The 14,445-nt window shown below is 73.1% G+C and carries 16 protein-coding genes; 8 read left to right on the top strand and 8 right to left on the bottom strand.

Annotated features, from left to right (window positions below; translation table 11 throughout):
• Window positions 1-47: 47 nt before the first annotated feature.
• The gene (locus OG553_RS34635) at window positions 48-1,094 is read right to left on the bottom strand and encodes an LLM class flavin-dependent oxidoreductase (protein WP_405982817.1); all 1,047 of its coding nucleotides are present in this window, start codon (window positions 1,092-1,094) and stop codon (window positions 48-50) included.
• A gap of 162 nt (window positions 1,095-1,256) precedes the next feature.
• Between OG553_RS34635 and OG553_RS34630 the strand changes: the two genes are divergently transcribed.
• The 3 genes from OG553_RS34630 (at window position 1,257) to OG553_RS34620 (ending at window position 3,337) form a co-directional block, all read left to right on the top strand.
• On the top strand, window positions 1,257-2,198 hold the full coding sequence (locus OG553_RS34630; protein WP_405982816.1) for an AraC family transcriptional regulator: 942 nt from the start codon (window positions 1,257-1,259) through the stop codon (window positions 2,196-2,198).
• Window positions 2,199-2,311: 113 nt separating this feature from the next.
• On the top strand, window positions 2,312-3,166 hold the full coding sequence (locus tag OG553_RS34625; RefSeq protein WP_405982815.1) for a carbohydrate-binding protein: 855 nt from the start codon (window positions 2,312-2,314) through the stop codon (window positions 3,164-3,166).
• 39 nt (window positions 3,167-3,205) lie between these two features.
• The gene (locus OG553_RS34620) at window positions 3,206-3,337 is read left to right on the top strand and encodes a hypothetical protein (protein ID WP_405982814.1); all 132 of its coding nucleotides are present in this window, start codon (window positions 3,206-3,208) and stop codon (window positions 3,335-3,337) included.
• Window positions 3,338-3,346: 9 nt separating this feature from the next.
• Here the strand turns inward: OG553_RS34620 and OG553_RS34615 are convergent, their stop codons facing one another.
• The 3 genes from OG553_RS34615 to OG553_RS34605 form a co-directional block, all read right to left on the bottom strand.
• Entirely contained in the window at window positions 3,347-4,531 is a 1,185-nt protein-coding gene (locus OG553_RS34615) for an amidase family protein (protein WP_405982813.1), read from the bottom strand.
• Window positions 4,532-4,618: 87 nt separating this feature from the next.
• On the bottom strand, window positions 4,619-5,506 hold the full coding sequence (locus OG553_RS34610; protein WP_405982812.1) for a hypothetical protein: 888 nt from the start codon (window positions 5,504-5,506) through the stop codon (window positions 4,619-4,621).
• Between the two features lie 106 nt (window positions 5,507-5,612).
• Window positions 5,613-6,461, bottom strand: a complete 849-nt coding sequence (locus OG553_RS34605) for a MurR/RpiR family transcriptional regulator (protein ID WP_405982811.1) — start codon at window positions 6,459-6,461, stop codon at window positions 5,613-5,615.
• A gap of 54 nt (window positions 6,462-6,515) precedes the next feature.
• On the opposite strand from OG553_RS34605, the gene OG553_RS34600 reads away from it, so the two are divergent.
• On the top strand, window positions 6,516-7,394 hold the full coding sequence (locus tag OG553_RS34600; protein WP_405982810.1) for an EamA family transporter: 879 nt from the start codon (window positions 6,516-6,518) through the stop codon (window positions 7,392-7,394).
• Window positions 7,395-7,404: 10 nt separating this feature from the next.
• Here OG553_RS34600 and OG553_RS34595 read toward each other — a convergent pair whose 3' ends face one another.
• The 3 genes from OG553_RS34595 to OG553_RS34585 all read right to left on the bottom strand — a co-directional run bounded on the left by OG553_RS34595 (window position 7,405) and on the right by OG553_RS34585 (window position 9,546).
• Window positions 7,405-7,779, bottom strand: coding sequence for a VOC family protein (locus OG553_RS34595; protein WP_405982809.1), 375 nt, complete (start codon window positions 7,777-7,779; stop codon window positions 7,405-7,407).
• A 1-nt stretch (window position 7,780) separates the two neighbouring features.
• Window positions 7,781-8,740, bottom strand: a complete 960-nt coding sequence (locus OG553_RS34590; RefSeq protein ID WP_405982808.1) for a DMT family transporter — start codon at window positions 8,738-8,740, stop codon at window positions 7,781-7,783.
• Window positions 8,741-8,805: 65 nt separating this feature from the next.
• Window positions 8,806-9,546, bottom strand: a complete 741-nt coding sequence (locus OG553_RS34585; RefSeq protein ID WP_405982807.1) for an ArsR/SmtB family transcription factor — start codon at window positions 9,544-9,546, stop codon at window positions 8,806-8,808.
• A 248-nt stretch (window positions 9,547-9,794) separates the two neighbouring features.
• Here OG553_RS34585 and OG553_RS34580 point away from each other — a divergent pair, with 248 nt between their 5' ends.
• From OG553_RS34580 to OG553_RS34570, 3 genes are all read left to right on the top strand, one after another.
• On the top strand, window positions 9,795-10,607 hold the full coding sequence (locus OG553_RS34580; RefSeq protein WP_405982806.1) for a M15 family metallopeptidase: 813 nt from the start codon (window positions 9,795-9,797) through the stop codon (window positions 10,605-10,607).
• Window positions 10,608-10,754: 147 nt separating this feature from the next.
• Window positions 10,755-11,606 (top strand): caspase family protein, encoded by an 852-nt coding sequence (locus tag OG553_RS34575; protein WP_405982805.1) that lies wholly within the window; start codon window positions 10,755-10,757, stop codon window positions 11,604-11,606.
• A gap of 104 nt (window positions 11,607-11,710) precedes the next feature.
• Entirely contained in the window at window positions 11,711-12,802 is a 1,092-nt protein-coding gene (locus OG553_RS34570; RefSeq protein ID WP_405982804.1) for a CinY protein, read from the top strand.
• A gap of 70 nt (window positions 12,803-12,872) precedes the next feature.
• Here the strand turns inward: OG553_RS34570 and OG553_RS34565 are convergent, their stop codons facing one another.
• Window positions 12,873-13,553, bottom strand: a complete 681-nt coding sequence (locus OG553_RS34565) for a deoxynucleoside kinase (RefSeq protein WP_405982803.1) — start codon at window positions 13,551-13,553, stop codon at window positions 12,873-12,875.
• 360 nt (window positions 13,554-13,913) lie between these two features.
• Between OG553_RS34565 and OG553_RS34560 the strand changes: the two genes are divergently transcribed.
• On the top strand, window positions 13,914-14,399 hold the full coding sequence (locus OG553_RS34560) for a DedA family protein (protein WP_405982802.1): 486 nt from the start codon (window positions 13,914-13,916) through the stop codon (window positions 14,397-14,399).
• Window positions 14,400-14,445 lie beyond the last annotated feature (46 nt).

The following is a 14,445-nucleotide window of genomic DNA, read 5'->3' as shown; positions in this document are numbered from 1 at the left end:
ACGAACCCCGCCGTCGCAGCGGCAGTTGGGCGTCCGCGACCGCGCGGTCAGGGGAGGAGCCGGGCCAGTCGGTCCATTTCCGCTTCGGGGTGCGCCACGGGCTGGATGACGAGTTCGTCGACCCCTGACCGCTCCAGTGCGCCGATCTGCCGTCTGATCTCGTCCCCGGTACCGACGAGACCGAACGTGTCCACCAGGGACGGCACGACGAGGTCGCGCTCCTCGGGGGACAGCCGGCCGAGGTAGTTCCGGTAGAGCGCGTGGTGGCGGTCGGGGGCGGTGGCGGTGGTGCCGCGCAGCCGGAGCAGTCGGTCGACGGCGGCGGCCTCCTCCTGGGGCAGGGCCTCCCGGAAGGCCGGGTTCTCCACCGCGAGGACGAGTGCGCTCACGGCGATGTGCCCGATCGCGTCCTTGACGGCGTCGCCGTACCGGTCTTCGCCGTCGGCGAGGACGTGGAGGGAGGAGATCAGGTACGAGTGCGTCTTCCCGTTGTTGCCGACGGCCCGTGCCGCCGCCCGGCGGGCCCGGCCCAGCGCGGACCAGGCCTCGGGGGCGTGCAGCGCGAAGGAGATGAGTCCTGTGTCCAGTCGGCCCGCCACGGCGGCGGCCTTCGGGCCGAACGCGGCCACGACGAACTCCACCGGGTCCTCGGTGTTGACGTGGCCGTCGGCGTGCAGGAAGCGGACCCTGCTGGTCCCGGTTCCCTCGCGGTAGCCCGTCTCGCGGCCGGCGGTGAGATCCCGCAGGGCGGCCGTGAACGACTCCAGCTCCGCCGTCTTCGCGGGCCGCATGCCCAGGGTTCGGCGCGCGGTGTTGCCGGTGCCGACGCCGCAGATGATGCGGCCGGGGGCGAGGGCGTTGAGGCTGGCGAGGGCCGCCGCCGCGGCGGGTGCGGAACGCAGCGCCGGCGAGGTGACCCCGATGCCGAGTCCGATCCGGGTGGTCGCCTTGGCGCAGAGCGCGAGGCTGACGAACGGATCACCGTGGACCATCGGCGTGTCGTAGACCCAGAAGCTGCTGAAGCCGAGCTCTTCCGCGCGGGCGGCCAGGTGCTCCAGACCCGGGCGCGCAGCCATGACGATGCCGGTCCGCATGCCGATCCCTCTCGCCGTCGGGTTCCCCGCCTGCGCGACTCACGTTACGGCCTTCCCCGGTCGCGGGGGCGCTCACGCCGCTCGCCCGATCGGGGCCTCCCGCGACTCCTGACGGCCGTGATTGGTCTGTACCTACTGGGGGGTTGGCCGGAAACTTCGGGGATGGACCGGCTTTCGAACACCCGCCTCCCCGATCTGCCCCTGCACCGCCTGGAGGTGCCACTCCCCCACCTGCTGCCCTTCGCGATCGGGACCTTCGACACCATCGGCCCGCTGTCGCGCGCCGCCTTCCCCCACCGGCACACCTTCTACGAGATCGTCTACGTGACCGGCGGGAGCGGCGCACACGTGCTGGACCTGGTCCGGCGGCCGGTGGAGCCCCCGCAGTTGTGCGTGATCACCCCCGGGCAGGTCCACCACTGGGCCGAGGCGGACGGACTCACCGGGCACGTGGTGCTCTTCAACGAGGACTTCCTGCTGCCCCACGCGGACGACGCCTCCGCCCTGCGGATGCTGGCCGGCCGGCCCGGGCACCCGGCCGGCGACCAGGCCGCGGCGATCGCCGCCCTGCTGGCCGACATGGGCCGCGAGTACCGGGGCCTGCGGTCCGGGTACCAGAACGTACTGCGCGCCTGCCTGCACATCCTCATCGCCCGGGCCTCACGGACCCTCGGCCGCGACGGCGCCGCATCGGACGCCGCGGACGCGTCGGCTCCGGCGCGCGACCGGGCCGGGGAGCTGGCCTCAGCCTTCGGGCGGCTGCTCTGCGAGCCCGGCGGGGCGCAGCGGCCGGTCGGCTGGTACGCCCGGGAGCTCGGCGTGTCCGCCGGGCACTTCCAGACGCTGGTGAGGCGGGCCACGGGACGTTCGCCCGGCAGCCTGATCCGGCAGCAGCAGACGCTGGAGGCGAAGAGGCTGCTGTCCGGGACGGACATGACCGTCCGCCAGATAGCGCACCTGGGCGGATTCTCGGACCCGGCGTACTTCTGCCGGTTCTTCAGGAGGGAGACGGGAATGTCGCCGGGCGAGTTCCGGAACTGGGCCGGTCGAAATCACCACGATCCCCGGATCGAGTCCATCGCCGCGCACCCGGACGGCCCGTAGGTTGACTGCTGGTCGCGAACGGACCGGTACCGTCCGGGGCTGATCCCCGCCAGGATCCGCCCCTCCCCCTTCGCGCCCCCACCCCCCACCCCCGTCCACGCGAGGAGGCCTCGATGCCCGTACCGGAGGAACCCACCGCAATACCCGAACCCGCGGGAGGCGGCAGCAGGGTCAGCCGCAAGACCGTCCTGCGCGCGGCCGCCGCGCTCGGCGCCGCCCCGCTGCTGATCGGCGGGCGGGTCGCGCTCGCCCGCGAGCAGACGGCCACCGGCGCCGCCACCCTCGCCCCGACCCCGGACTGCCACGACGGCGACGAGCCGACCGTGGAGCAGATGGAAGGCCCGTACTTCAAGCCCAACTCCCCGCTGCGGGACTCCCTGATCACGAGCGGTACGCCCGGCACCCGGCTCACCGTCACCGGTTACGTCTTCGGACGGGGCTGCCGCCCGATCCCCGGCGTGCTGCTCGATTTCTGGCAGGCGGACCACAACGGCGCGTACGACAACAGCGGCTACCGCTTCCGCGGGCACCAGTTCAGCACGGCCCGGGGCTCGTTCAGCCTGACCACCGTCGTTCCCGGGCTCTACCCGGGACGCACCCGCCACCTCCACGTCAAGCTCCAGGCGCCCGGACGCCGCGTGGTCACCACCCAGCTGTACTTCCCCGGCGAGCCGCGCAACAGCACCGACAGCCTCTTCGACAGCCGCCTGCTGATGAACCTGCGCCAGGCGGGGCCCGGGCAGGAGGGCACCTTCGACTTCGTCCTGGACGTGCCCCAGGACCCGACCACCCCGCCGACCACTCCCCCGCCGACGACTCCGCCCACGGGCACCTGGACTCCGGGCCGGGCGTACCGGGCGGGCGACGGGGTCACGTACGCGGGATCCTCGTACCGCTGCCTGCAGGCGCACACCGCGGTCGTCGGCTGGGAGCCGCCGAACGTCCCGGCGCTCTGGCAGCGCCTCTGAGGAAGGGGCCCGGTCGGCGGGGCCGGGCGGCCGGTGGGCGTGACCCGACGCACCGCGGCGGCCGAGCCGCCCGCCGGGCTCGACGCCGTCGCGGCCCGGGCCGGGCGCTCGCGGCTGGTGACCCGGGCGGCCCGGCTGCGGGACGCCCCGCACCGCGACCGGGAGGGGTGAGGGCGTCCCTCAGCCGTGCTGCCACGGCGGTGCCGGGACACCGTCCACGGGGTTCGGGATTCCGAAACCGGCGGTGACGGCCGTGTGGAGGAGCAGGGTGTCGGCGCCGTGGCGGGCGACCAGTTGGAGTCCCACGGGCTCGCCGCCGGGTGTGGTTCCGGCGGGCAGGGTGAGCGCCGGGTGTCCGGAGATGTTGAAGGCCCAGGTGAGGGCCACGCTCATGCGGGTTCCGGGGCCGTCGTGGCCGTGCGGGGGGTGTGGTGTGGTGGGGGTGGCGATGACGTCGCACGCGTCGAAGGTCCGTCGCAGGCGCGCGTTGTTCGCCGAGACCAGCGCTTCGGCTCCGGGGTCGCGGGCGTCGGCGCGCAGAGCGGTCCATGCGGGGGCGGGGTCCTGGAGCTCCACCGGGAGGGCGAGGAGTTCGCACAGGCCGGCGCGGGCGATCCGGTCCAGGGCGCGCCGGGCGGTGTGGGCGACGTCCGGGTCGGTCGCGGCGAACCCGAGGGTGGCTGTCCAGGCCACCTTCGGCCTCGTGGGAAGCGGGGGTGTGGTCGTGGTGGCGACGGCGCGGAGGTAGGCGGCGGCGTCGTGCGCGGTGCGGGTCAGCACGCCGGGGGTGTTGAGTCCGGCGCGGTCCCGGGAGGGCAGGAGCCCGTTGGTCGGCTTGAGGCCGATGACGCCGCACCAGGCGGCGGGGATGCGGACCGATCCGGCGCCGTCGGATCCGGTGGCGAGCGGTACGAGGCCGGCGGCGACCGCGGCGGCGGAACCGGCCGACGAGCCGCCCGGCGACCAGGAGGGGTCGAGGGGGTTGAGGGTGGGTCCGCGGTCGGTGGAACCGTAGGTCTGCCAGCCGGTACCGGCGCCGGGGACGGAGGTCGCCCCGATCGGTACGCACCCGGCGGCGGCCAGCCTCTCGTTCTGGAACGAGCCCGGGCCCTCGCTCGCCTTGACCCCGATCGGCACCCCGGCCAGCGGCAGACGGGCCCCACCGGCCACCGCGGCGTCGACGGCCGCCGCCGCGGCGCGGGCGGCGTCCGCCCAGACGGCCGTGAAGGCGCGCAGGTCACCGTCGCGTTCGGCGGTCAGCGCGAGGGCGGTGTCGACGACGTCCCGGGCGGTCACCCGCCCGCGGTTGACCAGGCCGGCGATCTCGACGGCGGACAGTGACGCGTACGGACGGTCTTCGAGCATTCGGCCTCCCCCGTGGACGGCCGCCAGCGTACGGGGGCGGGGGTCGCGTGCGGCCCCCGCCCCCGAGATCAGCGCCTCGCGGCCCGGTCAGACCTTGTTGTAGGTCGCGGTGTACCAGAGGGCACCGCCCTTGCCGGGGCCGCCGTCCTTCTTGTAGACGACGAGGTTGCCGTCGTCCTGGAGCAGGGCGTACGCGCCGGGGTTGTTGCCCGTGCCGGTCCGCCAGCGGGGCGTGGTGCGGCCTTCCTCGACGAGCGTCAGGTCCCCGTTGTCCTTGGGCGCCATCTGCAGGGTCACCCGGCGGCTGCCGCCGTAGGTGCCGCTGTTCCAGATGGCCTGGCCGTCCCGCTTGCGGTACATGACGAGGTTGTTGTCCTGCTGGAGCACCAGCCAGACGGTCGCGGACTGGGCCCAGTTGCCCGTCCACCAGCCCTCGGCGGCCGTGGCGAACTCGGAGCAGAACCAGGCCTGCCGCTCCGAGCTGCGGGTGGACCACCTGGTGGTGCTGCGGCCCTCGACGAGGAACTCGCCGCCGAGGAGCGATGCCTTGACGCTGCCCGTGCCCCCGCTGCCGTACGTCGCCGTGTGCCACAGGGCTCCGCCGGTGGCGGGGCCGCCGTCCTTCTTGTAGACGACGAAGTTGCCGTCCTCCTGCATCGTGGCGTACGCGCCGGTGTTGCCGTGGGTGCCGCTGGCCCACAGGGGAAGCTTGTAGCCGCCCGGGGTGCCGAGTGCGTAGAGCACCAGATTGCCGTCGGGCTGCATGACGAGCTCGGTGGTGCTCACCGTGTCCGCCAGGCGGGCCCCCGGCTCCAGGCGCTGGCCCGGGTAGAGCGTCGCGAGGACGCCGCTCTTGGGTCCGCTGCACTGGGCCGGCGCGGCCGCGGCGGGACCGGCGGTGGCCGGGACCAGGGTCGCCGAGGCTGCGAGGACGAGCAGGGACACGAAGGTTCTGCGGAGCGCGCGGGTGCGCATGGTGGGATCCCCCCGGAAGTGAGTCCGACCGGGCTGTGGTCGCCGGTCGTTCGAGGTCTCTTTCTACACCGTCCCTGACACGGGGAGCACGGGGGTCGGTACGGGGTCAGTAGGAGTGGTCGACGGTGACGTCGGCGGAGAGGCGCAGGGCTGCTTCGGCCGGTGCTCCGCGCAGGCCCAGGAGGGTGAGGGCCAGGGCGTCGATCACCGTGAGGTGGGCCAGGCGGCTGGCGACGGTTTCGAGGCCGAACACCAGGTCCTGGCCGCCGGCGACGAGGGTGCGGTCGGCGGTCTCGCTGAGCGGCGAGCGGGCGTAGCTGGTGACGGCGACGACCCGGGCCCCGGCCTGACGGGCGCGCCGGGCGGCGTCCACGGTGCTGCGGGTGGCGCCGGTGTGGCTGATGGCCAGGCAGACGCCGGCGGGCGTCAGCTGCGAGGCGGCCAGCTGCGCGGTCAGCGGGTCGGCCGGGGCGTCGACCGCGCAGCCCAGGGCGCGCAGCCGGTAGGCGGTGTCCAGTGCGACCGCGCCGGACAGGCCCGCGCCGACGACCACGGTGCGGGGGGCCGCGTCGATCAGTGCGGCCGCCGCCCGCAGGTCCTGGGGGGTCACGGTCGCCGCGACCCCGTCCAGGGCCTCCCGGCCGGCGCGGATCGTGTCGGCCAGGGCGCGGGCGGCGGGGTCGGTCTCCCGGGAGGGCTCCGGGGCGGGTGCCTGCCCGGCAGCGACGATCTTCAGCTCCTGGTATCCGCGGAACCCCAGCCGCTGGCAGGCCCGTACGACGGAGGACGGCGCGGTGCCGGCCAGGGCCGCGACGTCGCTGACGCTGAGCCGGACCAGCTCGGCGCCCTTGTCCAGGACGACCCGCGCCACCCGTGCCTCGGTGTCGCGCAGCTCGGGGAGGCGGGCCCGGATGTGGGCGGCGAGCCCGCCCGGGGACGTGGAATGGATTTCCATGCGTTTACGCTAGCAGGGAATTCTGTTCCATAGCCTGATCGTGGGGAGGGCCCCGTGTCCGCCAGCCTGCCGTCCGTGACGGGTGCCGCCGCCGTGCCCGCCGTCGTCCTCGCCTCGGCCGTGCTGCACGCCGTCTGGAACGGCCTCACCCACGGCCTGCGGGACAAGCTCGCCGGGTTCACCCTGATCGGCCTCGTCTCCGCGGGCTGCGGAGCCGTGCTCGCCTGCCTCGCCCCGGCCCCCGCGCCGACGGCCTGGCCGTACATCGCGGCCTCGGCCGCGCTGCAGGCCGCGTACCAGCTCCTACTGCTGCGCGCCTATCAGCTCGGGGACTTCGGCCAGATGTACCCGACCGCCCGGGGCACCTCGCCCGTGGTGGTGGCCCTGGTGTCCACCACCCTCCTCGGCCACTCCCTGGCCGCCGGGCAGGCCCTCGGCATCGCGGTGATCGCCTGCGGACTGGCCGGGCTCGCCCTCGCCGACGGGATCCCCGGCCGCGCACAGCTGCCGGCGCTGGCCGCCGCGGTCGGCACCGGGGTGATGATCGCCTCGTACACCCTGGTCGACGGCAGTGGTGTCCGCGTCTCCGGCAGCGTCCTCGGTTACGTCGCCTGGCTGTTCCTCTGCCAGGGGCTGGTCCTCCCGCTGCTGGCCGGTGCCCGCCGGGGCCGCGCCCTGTTCACGGCACTGCGCCCGCTGTGGGGCCGGGGCCTGGCGGGCGGGCTGCTCTCGCTCCTGGCGTACGGCCTCGTGGTGTGGGCGCAGTCGCGGGGCGACCTGTCCACCATCGCCGCGCTGCGGGAGACCAGCATCGTCTTCGGGGCCCTGATCGGTGCGGTGGTGTTCCGCGAGCGGCTCGGCAGCCGGCGGATCGCCGCCAGCGCCGCCGTCCTGGCGGGGATCGCGGTGCTCCAGCTGGCCGGCGGCTCCTGAGGCGCCGGGCTCAGTGGAGGCAGAGGCAGAAGGGGTGGCCGGCCGGGTCCGCGTAGACGCGCCAGTTGGCGTCCGGGCGGAGCCGGTCGGTCCGCTCCAGTACGGTCGCGCCGAGCGCCAGCGCCCGCTCCTCCTCCCCTTCGAGGTCGTCCACGTCGAAGTCCAGGTGGAGCTGTTGGGGACGCCGCCGACCGGGCCACTGCGGCGGCTGGTAGCCGTCCACACGCTGACAGGCGAGCGGTGTCCCCTCGAAGCCGTGCACCTCGACCCAGTCGGGGTCGTCGGGGTCCGCTACGACGCGGCCGCCGAGCAGGTCCGCGTAGAACCGCGCGAGCCCTGCCGGGTCGGCGCAGTCCAGTGCGATCGCCTGTAGCTTCCGGATCACTTCAGACTCCCTCTCGACTCGGCGTACCGGAGGGCTCGTACCCGGCACGGGGGCGGGCATGCGCGTCGGGGCGCGGGCGGTAGCGGGAGACGGCCACTCCGGCCAGGCAGAGCAGTCCGCCGAGGAGGGTGAGCCAGGCGGGCACCTCGCCGAGGAGGATCCAGCTCAGGAGGACGACGATGGCCGGCACGGCGTACGTCGTCGCGCCGAGCTTGCCGGCCGGCATCCGGGCGAGGGCGTAGGTCCAGGTGGTGAAGGCGAGGGCGGTCGGGACCACGCCGAGGTAGACCATGTTCAGGGTCGCGGAGAGCGGGGCCCGCGGGACCTCGGCCAGCAGCTGTCCGGCGAAGGGCAGGCAGGCCGCGGTTCCGGTGAGGCAGCTGTACGTGGTGATCTGCAGCGGCGTCCCGTACGAGAGCGCCGGCTTCTGGGCGACGACGCCGGTCGCGTACGCCACCGCCGCGAGCAGGCACAGCACCACTCCGAGGACCGAGGTCGAGCCGTCGCCGCCGGACGACATAGACAGGCCGACGACCACGGCTCCGGCGAAGGAGACCGCCATCCCGGTCACGAGCCGCGGCGGCAGGGCCTCGCCGAGGAGGCGCGCGGCCAGGAGCGCCATCAGGATCGGCCCGGTGTTCACGAGGAGGGAGGCGGTGCCCGCGTCGACGAGGCGCTCGCCCCAGTTCAGCGCGAGCGTGTAGCCGGCGAACCAGACGAGGCCGGACAGCAGGATGCCGCGCCGGGCACCGCGCGGGGGCAGGCCCTCGCGGCGCAGGAGGAGCAGCGCCACGAGGACCAGCGAGGCGGCGAGGAGCCTGCCGAGGGCCAGCGCCCCCGGCGAGTAGGCGGCTCCGGCGCTGCGGACGGAGACGAAGGCGGACGCCCAGGCGAACACCGTGAAGCAGACGGCACCGAGGGTGAGGAGAGGGGGCGCAGGGGCACGGGGAGGGGTCTTCATGCTTCCCCACCCTACACTCAACATTTCGGTGAGTACCGAAGTATTTTTACTGGGCTGCCGGATGTTCAGCTCCACGCCGCCGGAGTGAGGCCCAGCAGTTCACCGAGGGCCTCCTCCCCCGCCCCCGTCACCAGCAGGCCCCGTCCACCGTCCTCCGGGCGGACCACCCAGCCCTCGGCCAGGGCGCGCTTGCACAGCCTGGCGCCGACCAGGCCGCCGAGGTGGCGGCGGCGCTCGGTCCAGTCCAGGCATGAGCTCACCAGCGGCCTGCGCCCCGCGCCCGCCACGTCGACGCCCGCCCCCGCGCACCAGTCGAGGCCCGCCCCGGTCAGCGCGAACACCGCGTCGGTGGCCAGCAGGCCCCGGTCCCGCATGGCGTCGGTCACGGCCATGCCGAGCCGGCCCGCGAAGTGGTCGTAGCAGGTGCGGGCCCGGGCCAGCGGATCGGGCGCGGCGACCACCGGAACGGTGTGCGCCGCGTCCCGGCCCGGGACGGCGTAGGAGGCCAGGGCGTCCACCAGGCGGGCGGTCGCGGCGTCGGCGATGCGCACGTAGCTGTGCCGGCCCTGCTTCTCCGTCACGCAGATCCCCGCTTCGAGGAGCCGGTTCAGGTGCCCGCTGACGGTGGACGGGGCGACCCCGGTGGTACGGGCCAGTTCGCCCGCGGTCCAGGCGCGCCCCTCCAGCAGGGTCATGCAGATGGCGGCGCGGGTCTCGTCGGCCAGGGCGGCGGCGAGGGAGGCGAGCCGGGCGGCAGGAGCGGGGGAATCCGCCGGGCCGGGAGCGGGTACGTCGTGGTGGTCCATGACTCCAGGGTGCCTCATCGCTTCGGCCCCAGGCGAATTGTTGTGTACGCGGGCTCACGGTGCGATGCCGTGCGGTGGTAGCGGTATCCGCCATTCCGGGCGTTCCGCTGGACAGACCGGAGAGCCGGGGCATACCTGGCGCGGGAGCGGGCCAGTACACGGGGGGGGGACCCACCGTCCGCGGGCAGACCGGTTCGCCGGCCGGCCCCGTTTCACCGGCTCACCGGCTCAGGCGCAGGGAGAAAGCGATGACCATGTCGACGATGGCCCGTCTCGCCGTGACCGTGGGTTTCACGACCCTGTTCACGGCGACCTCGACCCTGAGCGCCGCCGCCCGGCCCCCGGAGCCCAATGCGCCGCGGGAGTTCGTCGCGCTGAACTCCGTCGACCCCACGATCGTCCAGGAGATGCGCTACGTTTCGGCCCACAACTTCATCGGCGAGCGCATCGACGGCTACCGGCAGCCGGTCTGCATCCTGACGCGTCCTGCGGCCGAGGCCCTGCACCGGGCACAGAAGCGCCTCCTGCGGCAGGGCTACTCGCTCAAGGTGTACGACTGCTACCGCCCGCAGCGGGCCGTGGACCACTTCGTACGGTGGGCCAAGGACCTCTCCGACGAACGGCGCAAGGCGGAGTTCTACCCGAGGGTCGACAAGTCGCGCCTGTTCGAGGACGGCTACATCGCCGAGAAGTCCGGTCACAGCCGCGGCAGCACCATGGACCTCACGATCGTCCCGCTCCCCGCCGTCCCCGCTCCCCCGCCGCGGCCGGGGCAGGAGTCCGTTCCCTGTTACGCGCCGCAAGCGGAACGGTATTCGGACAACTCCGTGGACATGGGCACCGGCTTCGACTGCTTCGACACCCTGTCGCACACCGACGACCCGCGCGTCCAGGGCGCTCAGCGCGAGAACCGCCGGCTGCTGAAGACGGCGCTGGCCGCGGAGGGGTTCGTCAACCTGCCCGAGGAGTGGTGGCACTTCACGCACAAGCCCGAGCTGTTCCCCGACACCTACTTCGACTTCCCCGTCGCACGCCGGTCGGTGGCCGGCCACCGCCCCTGACGGCCGGACACCCGCGTCAGCCTGCGGCCCGCGGATCGCCCCTTCGTGTGGCACCTGCGCGTCGCCGTGGCAACGGTCCGTCACTTTCCGTAACGTCGAACGGGGCTCGGGTATCGCCCCCACGGACTCGACGACCAAGGAACGGCCATGCCCCAAGGACTGTCCATCCACATCGGCATCAACGAGATCGACGAGGCCCGCTACGGGACCAAGGGCGAGCTGAAGAACCCCGAGAACGACGCCCTGACGATGCGGGACCTCGCCGGGGCCAACGGGTTCGACACCCTCGCGACCCTGCTCACCAAGGACGCCACCAGCGAGAAGGTCACCTCCGTCCTTGAGACGGCCGCCGCCCGGCTCACCGCCGGCGACCTGCTGCTGCTCACCTACGCCGGCCACGGGTCCCAGGTCCCCGACAAGAACGGGGACGAGCCCGACCGCCGCGACGAGACCTGGGTGCTCTACGACCGGCAGTTCATCGACGACGAGCTGTACGCCCACTTCGCCGCCTTCGCCCCCGGCGTGCGCATCCTGCTGCTCTCCGACAGCTGCCACAGCGGCACCGTCTCGCGCGACGTCTCGCACTTCCTCGACGACGCGGAGCTGGTGCGCGCCTTCGACACCAGCGACCCGTCCGAGGTCCGCGCCCGCATCCGCGCCCTGCCGCAGGACGCCCAGTTCCGCAACTACCAGCGTGACCAGGAGCTGTACGACGGGATCCAGCGTTCCGTGCCCGCGCTGGACCTCCAGGACATCCAGGCCGACGTCCTGCTGCTCTCCGGCTGCCAGGACAACCAGACCTCCAGCGACGGCGTGGGGCCCAACGGCCTGTTCACCGAAGTCCTCCTCAAGACCTGGAAGAACGGGGCGTTCCGGGGAAGCTACACGGCGCTCCACCGCCAGGTCGTCGAGAGCATGCCCTTCTACCAGACGCCCAACATGCTGCAGACGGGCAGGCGCACCCAGGAGTTCGCCTCCCAGTCGCCGTTCGCCATCTGACCGACCCGCCGTAGTTCCCCGTAACTACCCAGTGGTAGTTATGTCTTGACCGGCCCGCGCGCCCGAGAGGGGTGCACGGGCCACAACCATGGGGGAACGTCTCGATGACGATGACATACCGTCGCGGCAGGCCAGTGCTCGCGACGCTTTCGGCGGGGATCGTCACCACCGCCCTCTTCCTGGGGTTCGCCGCTTCGGCCGAGGCGGCTCCGCTCCCGGACCCGGGGAAGGGCGGACCGGCGGCGGTGAAGCCCCTGCGCGAGGTACCGCCGATCCAGAACTTCGGCACCATCGACGGCTTCGGTCAGAACACCGAGCACGAACGGATCACCCGTGCGGCCCTGGCCTGCGCGCCCGGCGCCACTCCGGGTGCGGCCGGTGCCTGCTTCCAGCCGGCCTCCATCCGGCAGCTGGCGGGCGCGAACGGAACGATGGGGGCCATCGGCGCGCCGGACGCGGACCAGGTGTTCACCGAAGCCGCGCACTGCGACGGCGCCGACTACCTGAACGCGGCCGGCTACCCCCGGTCCCGGGCGCAGGCCACGTCGGCGCTGCTGTCCTGCGTCGCGCACCTCAAGGGCGAGTTCGACCGCGGGGTGGCGAAGGCGGACGTGCTCGTGAACGCCGCGGGCGCCGTCAGCGCCTCCGACACCGACCTCTCCTCCGACTGCACCTTCGTGCTGGGTGTCGCCGGGCGCGGCAAGTGCAACGCCATCGAGGGCTTCGGCCGGGCGCTGCACGGCACCGAGGACTTCTACTCGCACAGCAACTGGGCCGATCAGGCGGACAGCCGGTCCGCCATCGGCGTCGGCAATCCGCCGGGCCTGAACCGTACCGGTCCGGCGCCCTTCCTCCGGCTGGCCGCCGCGGCGCCCTCGGCGTCGGACATCCCCGCCGACCTCACGACGGGCTGCTTCAGCCTCATGCCGTGGGGCTGCGGCAAGCGCATCACCCACGGCGTCCTGAACAAGGACAACGGGATGATCGACCCGGTCACGGGGAAGGCGACCTCGCCGACCACCTCCAGGGGGCTGGTCGCCGGCAACTTCAACGCCGCCGTCCAGACGGCCATCGCCGACACCCGCTCCCAGTGGGACGGCTTCCGCAGCTCCCTCATCGCCCGTTACGGAACCGCCCGCGGGCAGCTCATGGCGTGCGCGATGACCCAGGACGACCCGGCCCGCGACTGCCGTTGACGATCACGCCGCGGAGGGGGTGGTGAGCCCCTTCCGCGGCGGCGGCCGGCGCGGCCCGGGTCTGCGCCGGTCAGCCGCGGGCGGCTGCTCCGGCCTTGGCCCTGGCCTCGGCCACGGCTTCCCTGACGGTCCGCGCCACGCGGGCCGCGTCGTCGGGGTTGTTCACCACGTCCGTGTTGTTCATGTCGATGACGAGCACCTCGCTGGCCGAGTAGTGCTTGTAGACCCAGTCGTCGTAGCCGGACCACAGGGTCCGGTAGTACTCGACGAGGCTGTCGTCCTGTTCGAAGTCGCGGCCGCGCAGCCCGATGCGGTACAGCACCGTCTCGAAGTCCGCCTTGAGGTAGACCATGAGGTCGGGCGCCTTGCGGTACGGCAGGCCGTCGATCTCGCGCATCATCTCGTCGAGCAGCCCCTCGTACACCTGCATCTCGAGGGAGCTGATCCGGCCCAGGTCGTGGTTGACCTTGGCGAAGTACCAGTCCTCGTAGATGGACCGGTCGAGGACGTTGTCGCCCTCCTTGTACGCGGCCTTGATGGCGGCGAACCGGGTCTGCAGGAAGTAGAGCTGGAGGAGGAAGGGGTAGCGCTTCGCCTGGATCTCCTCCGGGCTCGCCGTGTAGAAGAGCGGGAGGATCGGGTTGTCCTCCACGCTCTCGTAGAAGACCTCGCTCCCCAGCTCCTTGGCGATCAGTTCGGCCACGCTCGTCTTGCCGATTCCGATCATGCCTCCGACGCAGATCACCGACATACCTCACTTCTCCCTGGGGGTTTCCGTTCGCGGGTGGGAGGAGTGGCCGGCACCCCATACCCCTGTAGACGCACGTAGGTGGTCACCCGATGCCCCACGAACTTCATGATCAACGCCACAGGGCTCTGAGCCCGTTCGAGAGTTGTGTGGTTTGCCGCACAGAAGAGCCACCGCCCCGCGGCCGCCTTGAAGCATAAATCACGATTCACGCCACGCCGGACAGGCCGCCCGGGCCCGGCCCGACCGCCGGACCACCCCTATGCCCCACACCCATGTGCGGTTAGGCTTGCCTTCCCTGACCTGCGAGCGTGCAGGTGAAGGGGCATGGAACGGAACGGGCAGAGGCAGGGAGCGGGCGTCGTGGATAAGGTCCTGGTCACGGCCGGAGCCCTGTACGCCATCGTCCTGCTCCGCGCCGGAGGGACGTTCGCCGTCGGGTGGCTCGCCGGTGCCGGCGCCCGGCGCAGCCGGTTCGCCGGGCGGGTCTCCTCGGCGCGGTTCCAGCGTGCCGAGCGGGCGATCCAGCGGTGGGGCGCGCCCGTGGTGGCCGTCTCCTTCCTGACCGTCGGCTTCCAGACCGCCGCCAACTTCCTCGCGGGCAGCATGCGCATGCCGTTGCCGCGCTATCTCCCCGCGCTGTTCCTGGGGGGAGCGGCCTGGGCCCTGATCTACGCGACCGCGGGGCTCGGCGTCCTCGAATTGCTGGGAAGGCTCTTCGCCAGGCAGACGGCCCTCGGGGTGTCCGCCGTCGCCGTCCTCGTCGCCGCGGTGTGCGCGGTGGTGGTGTACCGCAGGAGGAGGGCCGCGGCCGTGCCTTCCGGGGCCGCTGCGGCCGAGGAGTCCTGAGCACCTCCCCCGTGGGCACCTTTCCCGTGGGAACGCCCCCGGTGGG

The organism is Streptomyces sp. NBC_00158, assembly GCF_045160885.1.
Taxonomy (GTDB): domain Bacteria; phylum Actinomycetota; class Actinomycetes; order Streptomycetales; family Streptomycetaceae; genus Streptomyces.
Note: the sequence above shows the minus strand (reverse complement) of the source record. Positions and strands in the feature narration are given on the sequence as shown.